Source organism: Clostridium yunnanense, from assembly GCF_016595795.1.
Lineage (GTDB): Bacteria > Bacillota > Clostridia > Clostridiales > Clostridiaceae > Clostridium_AR > Clostridium_AR yunnanense.
In genome coordinates this window covers 1-17,298 of record NZ_JAENHN010000071.1, presented here as the reverse complement: position 1 = coordinate 17,298, position 17,298 = coordinate 1, and the positions used below count along the sequence as shown (strand labels likewise).

Below are 17,298 nucleotides of genomic sequence, written 5' to 3'. Positions count from 1 at the left end.
GTAATTTGTACCAATAAAATAGTGCTATAGCAGTAATTTCCGCTATAGCACTATATCTAGTAGTTATATTATTTTAATCTTTTTGACAAAGTTACTATATCAAATATATCCACTACTCCATCATTGTTGAAATCTCCAATATATTTATCTTTATAATCTTTAGTATTGTGCTCATAGTTTTGTGCAACTGTCGCCATATCTACCATATCAACAGTACCGCTCTTGTCCATGTCACACCTATCAACAATCTTTAACTTCACACCACTCGTAACATAGTTTCCAGCAAAATCTTTTGCCTTAACATTAACTATCTGATCTCCTAAATTTGTCCACTTAGGCTCAGACACAAAACTATATTCAAGCTTCCCACTATTATCTTGTGCTGTTAAAAAGTCTTTTGCTTGAAGTTTAACGCCTTCGTTTATTGCCTTAGGCATAGTATTTAAAATAGTAGGCTTAGTTTTATCTACAATTATTTTAATGCCTTTTTTTCCTGATGAGTCGCCTGATTGAGTGCTAGTCAATGTAGTAGAATTGATTGCTTTATAACTTAATGCACTATTCACTATATTATTGCTTGAATTTCCATCAAAAGATAGGTTATAAACCCCTTCTTCACTAATAACATTACTAGTTCCTAGTGAATACTGACTTCCATCCTTTGTTATATCTATGGAACTTGAATTTGCTACATTAGAAATATTTATCGGTACATCACCATTGAAATAACTACCATCCAATTGTCCATTTTCATCATAATGAACATCATTTACTACAGTTATCCATCTATAATCACGATATACATCTCCATTTTTTCCATTTGCTTCGTACTTTATTAGATATATTCCCTCAGAGCTTGTATCAACACTTCCTGAATAAGTTATTTTATCAGTAAAATCTCCTTCGTAAGTGCTTTCTGCTTTAACTCCATCCAATGGATTGAATGTAGTCCCTTTTACAATTGAACTGTTATCAGTACCAGAAAATACTGATAATACATTAATTTTATATTGCTGATTAAAATCACTTCTATGGAAATACCTTATGTTGTTTGCATTGTCTTTTAAACAGACAAAGCTTAATATCCACTCTCCTGATTGCATATTTGATGTTATAGTGAACGTAGCTTTTAACATTTTATTAGCTTCATCATATTGCAAAATCTCGCCTTTGCTTATATATGTCTTACTATGTTCTATATATATACCTGTTTGATAATCTCCAGTAGCTATTCCTGATTCTAAATCACTTGCATCTATTGTAACTTCCAGTTTATCGCCAACTTTTAAATCAGTTCCTGTCCAACTCATATCTTTTATTGTCGGTGGAGTTATATCTGATGTTTCTCCTATTATATTAATTTTATATTCTTTATTAAAATCACTTCTATGGAAGTATTTTATATTATTTGCCTTATCTTTTAGACACACAAAGCTTAATTGCCATTCTCCTGATTGCATGTCCGAAGTTATAGTAAACGTTGCCTTTAATGTTTTACTAACCTCATCATATTCTAACATTTCTCCTTTGCTTATATATGTCTTACTATGTTCTATATATATACTTGTTTGATAGTCTCCAGTAGCTATTCCTGATTCTTCATCACTTGCATCTATCTCCACTTCTAATTTATCGCCTACTTTTAAATCTGTACCTGTCCAACTCATATCTTTTATTGTTGGTGGAGTTATATCTGATGTTGCTCCTATTACATTAATTTTATATTGTTTATTAAAATCACTTCTATGAAAGTATTTTATATTATTTGCCTTATCTTTTAGACACACAAAGCTTAATTGCCACTCTCCTGATTGCATATCTGATGTTATAGTGAACGTAGCTTTTAACATTTTATTAGCTTCATCGTATTGCAGCATCTCGCCTTTGCTTATATATGTCTTGCTATGTTCTATATATATACTTGTTTGATAGTCTCCAGTAGCTATTCCCGATTCTAAATCACTTGCATCAATTTCTACCTCTAATTTATCTCCAACATGTAAATCTGTTCCCGTCCAAGTCATACCATTTATAGTCGGTGGTGTAACATCAGAAGCTGCAAATACAACTTTAAAATTAACAGCTGAAATAAAAAATATTAATACTAAAAGCGTACTAAAAAATCTTTTCCCCATAAAACCCCTCCTCATTGAACTTAATTGAAATTATACCATATATAAACATTAACAATAAGTGTCAAAAGATTATTAATAAATTAAATAATCTTTTTTAATAAAAGATACATATTTAAACCTAAAGTTTAAAATCGACATTAATAATATTATTAATAAAAATAAAATAATTCAAAGTTTTTTTAGAAAAATTTGCAAGTTTTTATGTTTTTATGTAGAATTTAATTATTAAATTCAAAAATAACAGATTATTTCTTTATGATGAAAAAATCTTCATTCTGTTTATTACAATATTGCAAAAATGGAGTTGATTAAATGGTGTCAAATGATAATTCAGTAGAGGAAAAAAGATGTCCTAAAACAGGAAAAATCATAAATTCCTCAGAAGATACTTTAGAAGGGGTAAAACGATGCCCTAAGACCGGACGGATTATAAACTCATCACAAGATACTTCACAAGAAATAAAAAGGTGCCCTAAGACTGGAAGGATCATAAACTCATCAGAAGATGCTTCACAAGAAGTAAAGCGATGTCCCAAAACAGGAAAGATTATAAGTGAACCTTCAAAAAGAAAGGACCTTAAAGGTCTAAAAAAATGGTTCTTTCCTATTATAGGCTTGGGCTCTTTGATATGGTTTTTAATACGTGTTATTCCTAAACCTAGCAGAGCTCAATATCCTTGTATGCGTGTAGTAGCTCCGGTAGCTGCAAGCTTTGTTACTTGGGCCGTTGGGGTCTTCGGATTAGTTGCTTCTTTTATGAAATCTAAAAAGCTGATAAAAAACGCAAAATATGTACAAGCGTCCATTGTAATTATAATTGGATTACTAGTTTCTACTATCTTTACAGCAAGCAGTTCTTTGAGCTCAGCAAAAGCATCAACTGTACCTGATGGTCCTAATTCTCCGATGGGAGTTGGAAAAGGAATATTCCCTGGAAGAGTTACTTGGGCTCGTAATTTGAATGCAACAACCTGGGATGGTTCTACAGGCTATTGGTGGCAAGACAATAATACAAATCAAACATTAGTTGATAGCATGGTATCAACTTCTATTCAAGCATTAACAAAAACAAATAATGATACTGACTCTTGGGATGCAATTTTTAAATATTTCAATCAGAATCATGAAAAAGGAATCATCGGATATAAAAGTGGAGAAAAAATAGCTATAAAAATAAATTGTAATAATACTAGAGATAGTCATACTCAACAGGTTAATAACATTAATCCTTCTCCTCAGCTTATCCTTTCGGTATTACGTCAATTAGTTAATAAAGCTGGTGTAGCACAAGAAGACATTATTATATATGATGCTTCAAGATATATAGCTGATAATATCTTTAATTACTGCAAAAAAGAGTTTCCTAATGTAGTTTTTGTTGATCAAAATGGTGGAGATGGAAGAAGTAAAGTAGTTTGGTCCGCCCCTGTAATTCATTACTCCGCTAAAACTTACACTGGTGATAAAATCCCTACTGTAGTAGCGGAGTCAGAGTATTTAATTGATATGCCAATTTTAAAGGCACACCCTTTAGCTGGAATGACCTTAAGTGCTAAAAATCATTACGGAACTCTAAATGGTATAGATCACGATCTTGCTAGACCATATGATACCTATACCCCTTTTGTTGATTTTATGGGAGATAAGGACTTGGGAGGAAAAACCTTAATTAATATATTAGATGGCTTATATGGTGCAAAACATTCAGATGTTATACCTGAAAAGTGGAAATCTGCACCTTTTAACGGAACTTGGCCTGCAAGTATATTCATGTCACAAGATCAAGTGGCACTTGATTCAGTTGGATTTGACTTCATAAATTCTGAAATGGGCCAAAATATGATGGCAAATTCCGATAGTTACCTTCATGAAGAAGCTTTAGCAAACAATCCTCCTTCAGGAACTGTTTATGCACCAGATGGAGTCAGATTAAACAGTCTTGGTGTTCATGAGCATTGGAATAATTCAACTGAAAAGAAATATTCCACAAACTTAGGCACTGGACATGGCATAGAGCTTGTAGATATAGGAGGAAGCAATGTATCACAAGTAGCGGCACCAACCTTCAACCCTGCTGGAGGAAATTATGCATCAGCTAAGAGCGTAACAATATCTTGCTCTACACCAGGAGCAACTATTAAATATACACTAGATGGAAGCACACCAAATAGTTCATCCCCAACCTACACTGCTTCAATTAATGTTTCAGATACAACTACTATAAAAGCTTATGCAATTATGCAAGGGATGAAAGATTCAACGGTGGCAAGTGCAACATATACAATTACACCATTAGTAAGTCCGATACCAGGAAAAATTGAAGCTGAAGATTATAACACAATGAATGGAATACAGACACAAGGCTGTTCAGAAGGCACCCTTAATATTGGATGGGTAAATAATGACGATTGGATGGATTACAACGTGAATGTATCTAAATCAGGTACATATAAGGTTGAATATAGAATATCAAGCCCTAATACAAATGGAATTATTCAACTTATGAAAGGAACTGACGTACTTGCAACTACAAATGTGCCAAACACAGGTGGATGGCAGAACTGGCAGACTATCACTGCAGATGTAAAGCTCACTGCTGGAAAACAAACCTTAAGAGTTTATGCTAAAGGTGGTGACTTTAATTTTAACTGGCTGAATTTTATATCTACACATGATGCTGCAGACGTAAATAATGACGGTACTGTAGATATCATGGATTTAGCCTCAGTTGCCAGCCTATATGAAAGGACATCCTCAGCTTCAGATTTTATCTCAGAGTATGATTTTAATAATGATAAAATTATTGATATATTTGATTTAATAATTGTAGCTAGATCAATACAATAAAAAATAACCGCATACCATTAGTTTGGTATGCGGTTAAAATATTATAGAACATAATCTAAAGAATAAAGATCTTCTTATTAATTATTTATAAAATTAAATCTTTTTTAGTAAATCAATTAAAATCTTTAGCTACAAAAACCAAGTCAAAGATATCTATCATCTTATCTCCATTAATATCTTTATTGGTATCAAAACTACTGTCTGATGCTGTTTTTTCATAATCCGATGCCACAGCTGCTAAATCTTTAATATCAACAGCACCATCTTGATTTACGTCAGTGCATATAGTAGAGAACTTAACTATATAGTCTTTTTCACTGGTTGCACCACATATGTTTGTAAATGCATCCTTCGGAACATTCAAAGTATATTGTGTATTCTTCTTTAAAGCTACTGTAGGCTTTATTGTCACTGAACTTCCGCTTAGTTCTACAGAAGCCTTTATAATCTCATTAGTTCCAGTTGTAAATGTAATATTTGAAGTATTAGAAGCTATTATTTTTTGATCAAAGTCTAACTTAACTTGATTTGAAGTATAATCATATCTTTGTCCATCCTTTATACTTGAATTAACCAGTTTTAGATAACTAGCTGATGTGGTTAACTCAAAGTCACCAGTATTACCTGATATCTCTACATAATATATCCCATCTGCAGGATATTTATATTCTAAGGTACTTGTCATTCCATTTGTAATTGCATTACCTTGTACATTAGTAACAAAGTTAGTAACTAAATTATAATTTTGATCATATACCTTACCGGTTAAACTTCCACTACTAAGATATGCTGAAATTCCTAACTTGAGTGTATCATCTTTTTTCCCATTTAGTCTAAAATAGCTTGCCCCATAAGAATTTGTAGTATATCTTCCAGGACTAAACTGTTTGGCAGTAGAGAAAGAGGAATAATAGTTTCTATTGTCATCTTTTTCATCTGTATTTTCCCATCCATTATATATATTAAACCAATAACTACCTATAGCCTTATTATTCAAGATCTTTATATAATAATAGTCATCTTTATCTGCCTTAAAGGTTAAATTTGAGTAATGAGTATTTTCTATATTGGTTTTCATATTATACTCTTCATAGCCTTCGCTATCACAAATCGATGCTATGATATAACCTTTAGTAAGTTGACCTTTAGCAACCAGTTCTATTGTTTGATTAGCTTTTAAGTTTATCTTGTACCAGGCTTCTGTATTAGTAGAAGTGCTACCTGAATATCCACTGTTGATATAATTTAATTCATTAGCATTAACTAAAGTATTTGCATTTGAGATAGCTTCATCTGTAAATTCAGTACGAATACGTGGGTTCGTACCATTTTTATATTCATCATAATCAGTGGTTCCATCTAAGTCAGTGTCCTTATTTTTTAAATCTGTGCCTCTATCAAGTTCTATGATATCAGAAACTCCATCTACATCGCTATCTATATCTCCGTTTATTCCAGAAGTTGTTAGATCAAACACTCCATAAGTCCCTGAAACAACCAGATAATATACTCCTGTACTCGGAACCTTGTATTGAGCGGAGGCAGTTTCATTGCTACTGATTCCTGTATCATTTTTATCATTGACATTAGCCAAAGTAAATACAGTATTTCCTGTCTTATCTACCACATAGCCTTTAAGATCTCCACTTGATATTATATCTTTCAGCTTTATTGAAATGAGATTATTTACATTCGCAGTAAATCTAAAATATTTATTACCAAGACCATTGTTTGGAAGTACTTTTCTTCCATCTGTTATATACTTAGAAGTTGCAAAAGTGTAGTCATAATCTCTCTCAGAATCCTTTACAGATGGGTTTCTCCAGCTGTTTCTTAAAGTTAAATCAATCCTACCAAAGCTACTTCCGTTGAAATCTAAATAATAAGTATCAGTTTTACTAGCAGTAAAGGAATATAAATAACCTTTATCTGCACCGGTAGAATTTCTAGATTGACTGTCAATCTCTTGTATTAAGTTACCATTTTTATCTCTTAAGTAACAATGAAAATATGTTGTATAAGATACTCTAAGTAATGCATCAATGTTAACCTGCTGACCTTGCAATAAATTAAACTTAAACCAAGTATCTGTTTCTGAGCTTATCTTCGTGCTAACAAGCTTATCAAAGTTTTTTACCTCAATAGCGTTACTTTTGGTATCTCCAGCACTATCAGACGTTACTAAATTATTATCTATAATAGGGCTAGAGCCATTTTTCAGCTCATCATAATCGCTTATTCCATCTCCATCACTGTCAACTTTATTAGGATCAGTGCCTCTCCACTTTTCAGTTGAATCAAATACCCCGTCCTTATCAGTATCTTCTTCTTGCCTTATGCCCTCAAAACTTATCTCCATTGTCCCAACTCCATCATATGAAGAATAATAGCAATCAGTAACAAAATAGTACATCCCATCAGCTGGTATGGTGTATTCTAAAGAACCTGTTTCCCCGTTATTAATGTATGTATAACCATTACTTTGTTTAGTATGCTTTATTTCATTAAGAGTTTCATCTGTTATCCATCCATCAAGTGGATCGTTAGTACCGTTATTTTTTAAATTAATAGCAATTTTATCTCCTTCTTTTGCCATGAATCTAAAGTATCTTTTTGGATCTTCAAATCTATTCTCTATATTGTAAGTACCACTTTTTAAATATCTTGCAGTACTATAACTTCCAAAATAATTTCTTTCATCATCTTTCTGATCTACATTTTTCCAGCCTTTGAATACTCCTATTTCATAGTTACCGTATGTGCTCTTTTTGCTTGGTATTCCTATATAGAAGGTTGAAGTTCTGTTTGCTCTTATATCCTTAACAGTATAATTAGAATAACTTGAATTTGTCGATGAGTATGTTTGGTAATTCTTACCATCTTGGTCATAGATATTAAAATCCGTACTTACAGATGGAAAATTGTTACTCCTTAGAACTATTGTTGCAACCTCATCTTCTAATAAATTAAGCTTATAAAAATGCTGAGAAGTTAATGGGCCTCCCATAAACTCATTAAATTTTATTGGAATTGCAGTACTTGTTGTCGATGCGTTAATAAGTTCCGTTTCCGTATATTCATTTTTTAATAGTGGCTTTTTACCATTTACCACTTCGTTATAATCATCTGTTCCATCACCATCAGTATCAGGTACAGCAGGATTTGTTTTTCTGCAATATTCTATTGAATCTAAAAGTTTATCCCCATCACTATCTTTATCTTGAGCTATTCCTGTAGTAGTTAGGGCAAAAGAGCCCACTGCACCATAAACCTTCAAATAATACACACTTGATACCGGTATAGTATACTTCATTGTCTTATTAGCACCGTTAGATAAACCTATATACTGATTATCTATTATATTTCCATCCAAATCATATAATCTTGCGTATAAGGTTCCAGAGTTAATATTTGCTGCTATATTTATACTTATTTGTGAACCTGCTTGTCCATTAAACCTATAGTAATTTACATAATCTCCTGTAGCTGTCTCCAAGTTATATGTACCATCTACTATATACTTTGCAGTATTGAAGGTAGAACTAAAAGTCCTTTTTTCATCTTTTTCTTCTGGATTTTGCCATCCTCTATAAGGAGTCAGTGCAATCCTTCCATACCCAGTTCCTGAAACCTTAATGAAATAAGTCCCATCTTTAGGAGCCACAAAATTAACTGCTCCAAACTTTCCATCTGTTAAAGAAGTGCTATCACCAGAAGTTTTAAAACTTATAGCATTACTATCCGCAGAACTTACCACTGATATTGCAACGCTTCCTGAGCTTAGAGAACACTTACTTGCAATACTTACATATTCTCCTTGTTTAAGACTTATCTCAAAATACTTATTATCACTAGTTTTCCTATCATAAGTCAAGGTATTGTTTAAAGTAAGTACTTCTCCCTCAACTATAGTAGCGGCCTCAACACTTTTTATATTGATTCCTGCAAATAAATTAAATACAAATAAAACAATTAATACATATGAAATTTTTCTTTTCAACATTTTTCACCACCTATAACCATTTACATTATTTATTTTAAGTGGTAACTATAGTCAAATGCAAACTTTTTTTAATATTTCTAAAGTTTATTTAAAATATAAATTAAAAGAAACTACTTAAATTTATGGATTTCAGCATAAAAATAAATAGTTTCTAAGTGAATTGATATTATTTTATTGTATATGTCTTGCTACTGTTGTGATATCAAATATATCGATTATTCCGTCTTTATTCCAATCTTTCTTAAGATCCCATTTCACTGCAGAACTGCTAGACATCTCATTATAGTGTGAAGCTACTATGGCTAAATCCAAAGCATCTACCTTACCATCTTCATTGCTATCTCCTTTTAAGTAATCTAGTGGGGCAATCTTTATTGAGGTTTGTTTTATACCATTCTGATTACTGTCTATAACTGCAGCATCTGGAACTTCAAGAACATATTCACTTTGTGAATCTAAAGGTTCTAAAACTTTTATAGTGATTTTATCCCCAGATATAGTTTTGTCTATAGATATATATTGATCACTATAATAACGTCTTAGTTTTATATCACTAAAAGAAAGCGAACTTTGTATATTAGAATTAAATGATATAGAAAATCCAACTAAAGAATCTACCTTATATGTGCTATATTCTGAGTAATAGCGTTCATCTACCTTTGCAATATTTAAATTACCCTTTGGTTCACTAACAGCATAAAAATTCCATCCATTGTCCTCAAGTTTAGTTTTTATGTCAGAGCTAGTAGAATCACTAGAATTAAACACCAAATTCTTATCTACAAGAATACGTCTTATTGAGTTTGTTCCATATAAATCATAATATTGTTGTTCTGTTGGTAGCTGTAATAGTGGACTAATATCCTTAATTTGGTTTCCTTCCAAATCCATAATACTAAGCTTCTTTAATGCTCCAATTTGTGAAATATCAGATATATAATTATTATTTAATTCTAAATACTCCAAATTAGTTAGATTACTTAAAAAGTTTATATTACTTAGATTACAATCGTTAAGTGTTAATTGATAAAGCTTGCCAATTGTCGATATAACACTAAAATCTTTTATATTTTCATCTTCTATATACAACCTTTGAAGTTTATGTAGGTTACTTATGGATTTAAGGCTATTCACATTATTTCTGCTTAAATATAAATGTTCCAATGAAAATAAATTACTTACTGGAGTTATATCTATTATTTCAGTGTTATATATACTAAGATCATTTAGATTAACAGCATACTCAATACCACTTAAGCTCCATAGAGATTCATTTTCTATTCTAAGAGATGTAAGCTTAGCCATATCTTCAGAGTATATATCACCAGTAGTTTTACCTAAACTATCTCTAACCGCTTTTTCTAAAACACCATCTTTGAAATCAACCTTTATTCCTGCTTTATAATTTATACAGTAGTTTCTTTCTAGTTGAGAACTCATACCACTATTAGTAGAATCCACAAAAGCATCTTTAGGAACTACCAACCTAACAGCACCTCCATTAAAATCACTAGTATTAACTGATATATTGACTTGATTATAATTTATAGCTACAGAAGCTAAGGATTTTCTTCCGCTTGAGTCAATTACATATATGTTATTATAACTTGGTCCTGCTACAACTAAATCATTAAACCTTAGAGTCCATACCGGATTTGCTGTAAGTACAGTGTACTCATCTTGACCAGAAAAGTTCAATATAGTAAGTGCATTTGAAACAGTAACATTAGTGCTAGCCTTTACTTTTCCATCAATAGTAGCTGCTGTTATTACTGCACTACCATTTCTCATACCAGTAACATTGCCGTCTTCATCTACTGTAGCTACAGAAGGATTGTTGCTTGTCCAATAAATAGTTTTATTATCAGCATTTTGTGGCATTATAGTGGCACTAAGCTTATACTTCCCATTATAACCTAGACTCAAATTTGACTTATCTAAGCTTATACCTGTAATAGGATATTGAGGAACCTTTGTTGTATTGGCAACTATAAATACTCCATCATATCCGCTCATCCAGCTTTGTCCACCAAAGCTTATAAAATTGTTATTTTCGTATGGATACGTAACCGTATCAGGCTCTACAAATAAACCTTTAGCATTATTTCTAAAAGCAACAGCATAAGTCTTACCTGCAGAAATCTTAACAGGAGTATCAAGCTTTATGGTATGAAAACCAGCATCATGAATCTTTATTGTTTTAACCTTTTTATTAAGTATATTAGTAAATTTATTGGTTCCATAATCTTCTTCAATATACAAATCATAAGTTATGTCCTGCTCATTAGAAAATACTCCAATAGAATTAACATATTGATTCTCACTAGCAGTATAGGTACTTGCAGCATAACTACTTTCATAACTTGTCCCAATTGCATACATTGGAAAATTATCTCCGTAAGAATTACGTTTATCATATTGTGACTTCTTAGTTAAAGTCGGTATTACAGCACTATCAGTTCCAACAATGGTATCATAATAAGAAACATAAATATATCCATTGTCACCAAAGCCTTCTCCCCAACTGTTTTTACATATAAAAGCACCATTTCCAGAAGGGAGAGTTGGAAAGTTTTCCTTAGGAAAGTTGTCATCCCAGCCTACTATAACTACCGCATGATTTGCATAACTATATGTTCCTTCTGGAACATATAAGTATTTATTATCCTTAATAATATCATAATTATATCCTTCTAAATGTATAGAAGTGTATACTCCCCCATATTTCATCACATTTTCTTTAATATAATTATTATCATAGGCGCTTGTCCTATCAGGTAATAAAGATACATCATCAACAGTATAGTTTACCGGAGCATTGGAGTTAGAATTAATGTTGTTCACTTCTGCTGGATTAGGATATGGATCATCCTTCTCAAGCACTGGCCCCTTCCCTTTCATAAAATATGAAATAGAGTAATACATATTTCCTCCGTCATCAGCACCACCTATCCCATTATTTGTAGCTAAGTGTATTTCTGAAAAATCATAGTCTTTATTTGTGTTCTTTTTTTGAACCGAATCTAACGCTCCATAAGTAGTAAACGCCCAACAATCCCCTATTTGCCCCTGATTCTTTACAGCTGTAACATACCCAAAATCTCTTGAATCATACTTTGAAGGTAATATGCTACTCTTTACAATAGGTTTTTCAGATGATCTATTTACTTTTATTTTCGGGGCCTTATACCCATTAGAATATATTTCTTTACCTTCAACAGCCTTAACTTCTTTGTTTTCCTGAAAAGAATTATTTGATACTAAAGTAAAAGTGAAAATAGTGGCTAAAATCAGTGATAAACCTCTTTTTTTCATTTATCTATTATCCCCCTGGTATTTTAAACTGTTCTCTTTCTTCTATCTATTTTATCGGCTAATACAACAATTTCTTTGCTATTTTTCCATATTTTCATAAATACTTTTTTAATGAATAACTTTTTCATAATAATAAAACACTGATACATTAATTATATATCTGTATCAGTGTTTTTTCTTATCTATAATTTTTAGCTAATTCTGCAACATCAAGCATATCAATCTTATTTTGTCCATCTAAATTGTTTAGATTGCATCTTGGATCCCAATCACTTGATAAAGCTTTTGTTTTATCAATATCCTTTGCGACATAAACAATATCAAATATATCAATAGTGCCGTCTAGGTTTATATCACATTTTATCTTATTATCAAGAGTAGCATTGGTAACACTTACTGTTGCTACGTTTGTTATAAGGCCTGGTAGTATATCATTAAAGTTAAGCCTAAAGTTTGTTTCTCCACCTACTGTTGCAGGAATTTTACCATCCTTATAGCTTTTAATAACCTTATTTCCATGCATAAGTTCAAGTGATGGTGCTAGCCCACTACTTGCTATAGCCTTATTAAGATCTTTTAATAATATTGTACCATCGTATATATCACCAACGGATGAACTTAATAAACCTCCTGGTGCTATAGTTGTATCAGATAACTTTACACTAGGCAGTTTTATTGATGCGCCTATTTTAAAGTCAGTTATATCACTTGTAGCATTTATATTATAAGTTGCCCTTACTCTATACGGAGAGTTGGTAAGGTTAAAAGCTACCTCTGAAGCATATGTATCCTTAGTCAAGTAGACGTTATTTCCTTCTGCTAAATTAACATTGAATAGTTGTCCATTACTTCCTTTTAAATTAAGTGATACATTGTTGACTGTTGAGTTAATACCATTTGAAACATTTAACTTAGAAATATTATTTTTATCAAACGAGATAGTTGTATCAGTATCATTAGGTGTATATTTCTTGTATAGGAAATACTGGCTACCTTGTTCTACTCTGTTAGTATAGAAGTTATAATTTAAACCTTTTTGTAGTCTTATTCCTTTAAGGTTATATGATGAATTGCTATAGTATTCCTTTACTTCTTCTAGACTCTGTGAAAGGTTGCCTGGCATTTGCATTATTGTGTTTTTATAAAAATCATCCTTTAAAGTTAAGCACTTAAAGGTTGAAGAATCAATATACAAGCTCTGCATTTGTCCCTCCGCCCCAAAAGATATATCATTTAGAACGAAACCATCCTGATATGCATCATTGGTTGAAAAATTTGTATAGGTTGCAAGAACGTATAACTTGTACTTCTTTGAAGTATCTACTAAACTTCTAGGTATATCTAATGTGTTCAACTGTCCGTTATAAATTTCTTTGTTGTTTTCATCATATAAAGAATATCTGTATCCATCATAACCTGCATCGATCTCTTTCGAATCAAATAAATTTATCTCGTATATTCCTTCTGTGACAAGCTTAGATGGTTGTGATTTTATAACTCCTAATTCTTTGTTATTAAGTTCAACTACTACATCATATATACCTTCTGGAACTGACGATATATTAAGGTAGAGATCGTCATTAGGCTTTCCTTTGAAGACTACCTTTCCAGACTTATCATATAAATAAGCTGTCATATTTTCCGCTGTAACATTTCCATAACTGTCAAATTTATTGCCATATTCATCCATTATATTTATCATACCTAGGTACACTTCTTTAGAACCATCGTTATAACCACCTACTGCCTTAAAAGTTATATTCCCTCCAAAACCTATGTAGGTTATATCATCACTTATAGTATAATTGTCTTTTGTAAAATATGAGTAATAAGTATTAATATCATCTTTAGTTTCTAATTGTACAATTGCATTTTTATAGCTTCCCTTAGATACATAATATTCATAAGCTTTATCACTGTCATAGGAATCATCTACATTCTTACTTAGGGATACTGTTGCTCCGTCATATTTACCTGCCACTTGCGGCACTAATACAATTTTCGAAATCTTTTTCTCATCAAAAGCAATGTTAGTACTTATTTTAGTATCTATAATGTCAGTCCATAGAGAGTATTGTTTATTATCACTAAATTTCATATCCATATTTAGTTGAACAGTGCTATCCTCATCACACCAAAATGAATAGCTATTATTTGATATTTTTGCTCTAATATCATCATTTATGTATACAGAATATATATTTTGTAAATAGCTATAGTTATTGATATTTCCATATATTCTTAACATTCCACTAACTAGCTTGCTATCAGTTATAGGATTAGTATCTTTAATTGGAAGCTTTTTTGTAGTGGTTAGTGCTCTTATTTCTGATAAGTTGCTAGTCCACTGTCTGTTAGAATAAACAAACACCCCATCTGAAGAATCTCCGACTACTCTAAGCCTTACATTACTTTTCCCATCAATATCTGCTTTAGGTATTCTTACATATCCATCCAAGTCCATATAGTAACTATTTGTATACTCGTCAGCATTAACTTCAATCTGTAGTTCATAAGGCAAAGTATTAGTAGGTGACCAAACTTTTATGCTGTAACTATCACTTTCCGCCTCAGTAATAGTACTATTAACCTTAACTGAAGCCTTTGAATTTGTACTTAATTTAGATGTATTAGATATATCATCGCTTTTAACTATATTTATGTATTTTGTCTGCATATATATTTTTGAAGAAGCAGTCTTACTATATGCCTTAAGAACCACCTTATTCTTTGCTCTATTAAGAACATTTAAAGGCAACTTAATACTTGTAGTTTCAGTTGTTATCTCTGATACTGTTTTAAATGGCTTCTCATTATCATTTATAAATATATCCGCTTTAGAGAAATCTTTTAAATTTATTATTGAAAGTTTTATATTAATGTCTCCCTGCGAATTACTCCAAACTTCAGGTACACTCATATTTATAAAGCCCTCTGCTGAGCTTACCTGACTAGCATTCTTTAATTCCCCGTTAGTTTCACTAGCTTTTACCTGCAAGTTTGTATTACTTAAAAAAGCAACTACTAAAAACAATATACTTAAAAAGTTTAAAGCAGTACTTTTCATCTTTTTATACATATTCCTAGATTCCCCCTATTTGTGATAATATTGTGTAAAATTCCTGTAATTAAATATTATTATAATTATTGAATTTGAGCAACATATTAAATTAAATTATATTTTTGCCAACAATAACAAGCTGAGGATAAATAAATCCTGTTTACACAGGTTCAATAAATATTGTATAATTGAAATAAGTGTAAAATTTCTGTATTAATTAATAAATCCTGTAAAAAACACTATGTGTTATCATAATTTCAAGGGGGGACAACTTTGTTTAAGAAAAGACTTTTTTCTATTTTACTCTGCTTATTTGTCGCATTACAGCTTGCATACATACCCGCAATAAAAGTACAAGCTGCTACTGGACCTCAAATAAGCTATACTACCACTGGGGATACAACAGTTGGGAGTACTTTTAACATAAATGTAAATCTAGCAAATGCTACTGATGTATATGGTGCATCTGTGGATTTTGCTTACGATCCTACACTAATTCAAATAATAAGTGTAGATAAGGGGGATTTTTGGACAAACACTAATGCTATTATAATTCCTTTGGAAAATACAAGTAATGTAGCTAGTCTAGGTGTAACACTAACTGGTAATGCCGATGGAATTACCAAGGCATCAGGAACAATAATAACAATAAAAGCTAAGGTTCTAAAAGCTGGAACAATAAACTTAAAAACAACTTCTGATAAAAGTACATTTAGTAAAACTGGCAATAATGTTTTGGTTAAAGTTTCTAACTCTGGACCTGCTAGTATTCCTTATACAGGGGTTGATAGTCAGGTTAATCTGTTAACTCAACCACCTGTGCAACCACTTACTGTTGGTAAGTATGAAGAAAATAACGCTAACATAAAATATACTGGCTCATGGTACGATAATACTAATGTTAAGAATAGTGGCGGAGTTGCTAAGCTTACTACTAAAGTTGGTGACTACCTAGAATTTAAGTTTAATGGTTCTGGACTAAGATTATTTGCTTATACTAATGCTTTTAGAGGCATTGCTAAAGTAACTATTGACGGCCAAGCTTATACATCTGATAATTATTCTTCGTCTGATGTATTCCAAAACAAAGTATTCGAAAAGTTAGATTTAACTTCTGGTGATCATACTGTTAAAATCGAAGTTACTAATTCTAAAAATGCTAGTTCACAAAATTATGCTATTTGTTTAGATGCAATTGAAGTTACAAATGCTACACCTACTGCTGCTACTCTACAAGTAGGTAAATATGAAGAAAATAATACTAACATAAAATATACTGGCTCATGGTACGATAACACTAATGTTAAGAATAGTGGCGGAGTTGCTAAGCTTACTACTAAAGTTGGTGACTACCTAGAATTTAAGTTTAATGGTTCTGGACTAAGATTATTTGCTTATACTAATGCTTTTAGAGGCATTGCTAAAGTAACTATTGACGGTCAAGCTTATACATCTGATAATTATTCTTCGTCTGATGTATTCCAAAACAAAGTATTTGAAAAATTAGATTTAACTTCTGGTGATCATACTGTTAAAATCGAAGTTACTAATTCTAAAAATGCTAGTTCACAAAATTATGCTATTTGTTTAGATGCAATTGAAGTTACAAATGCTACACCTACTGCTGCTACTCTACAAGTAGGTAAATATGAAGAGAATAATACTAACATAAAATATACTGGCTCATGGTACGATAACACTAATGTTAAGAATAGCGGCGGAGTTGCTAAGCTTACTACTAAAGTTGGTGACTACCTAGAATTTAAGTTTAATGGTTCTGGACTAAGATTATTTGCTTATACTAATGCTTTTAGAGGCATTGCTAAAGTAACTATTGATGGTCAAACTTATACATCTGATAATTATTCTTCATCTGATGTATTCCAAAATAAAGTATTCGAAAAGTTAGATTTAACTTCTGGTGATCATACTGTTAA

At 31.5% G+C, this 17,298-nt stretch carries 6 protein-coding genes; 2 read left to right on the top strand and 4 right to left on the bottom strand.

Features of this window, described 5'->3' with window-relative positions; translation table 11 throughout:
• Window positions 1–68: 68 nt before the first annotated feature.
• On the bottom strand, window positions 69–2,135 hold the full coding sequence (locus tag JHL18_RS25100) for an immunoglobulin-like domain-containing protein (RefSeq protein ID WP_200274431.1): 2,067 nt from the start codon (window positions 2,133–2,135) through the stop codon (window positions 69–71).
• Window positions 2,136–2,447: 312 nt separating this feature from the next.
• Here JHL18_RS25100 and JHL18_RS25095 point away from each other — a divergent pair, with 312 nt between their 5' ends.
• Complete coding sequence (locus tag JHL18_RS25095) at window positions 2,448–4,982, top strand: carbohydrate-binding protein (RefSeq protein ID WP_200274429.1); 2,535 nt, start codon at window positions 2,448–2,450, stop codon at window positions 4,980–4,982.
• 112 nt (window positions 4,983–5,094) lie between these two features.
• On the opposite strand, the gene JHL18_RS25090 is transcribed toward JHL18_RS25095, so the two are convergent.
• The 3 genes from JHL18_RS25090 to JHL18_RS25080 form a co-directional block, all read right to left on the bottom strand.
• Window positions 5,095–8,985: a pre-peptidase C-terminal domain-containing protein gene (locus JHL18_RS25090; protein ID WP_200274427.1), complete on the bottom strand. Its 3,891-nt coding sequence runs from the start codon at window positions 8,983–8,985 to the stop codon at window positions 5,095–5,097.
• A gap of 171 nt (window positions 8,986–9,156) precedes the next feature.
• A complete protein-coding gene (locus tag JHL18_RS25085) occupies window positions 9,157–12,300 on the bottom strand; it encodes a C1 family peptidase (protein ID WP_200274425.1) in 3,144 nt (1,047 codons plus the stop codon).
• Between the two features lie 178 nt (window positions 12,301–12,478).
• Window positions 12,479–15,379, bottom strand: coding sequence for a hypothetical protein (locus JHL18_RS25080; protein WP_200274424.1), 2,901 nt, complete (start codon window positions 15,377–15,379; stop codon window positions 12,479–12,481).
• A 255-nt stretch (window positions 15,380–15,634) separates the two neighbouring features.
• Here JHL18_RS25080 and JHL18_RS25075 point away from each other — a divergent pair.
• A partial coding sequence (locus JHL18_RS25075; RefSeq protein ID WP_243278165.1) for a cohesin domain-containing protein occupies window positions 15,635–17,298 on the top strand: 1,664 nt, incomplete at its 3' end.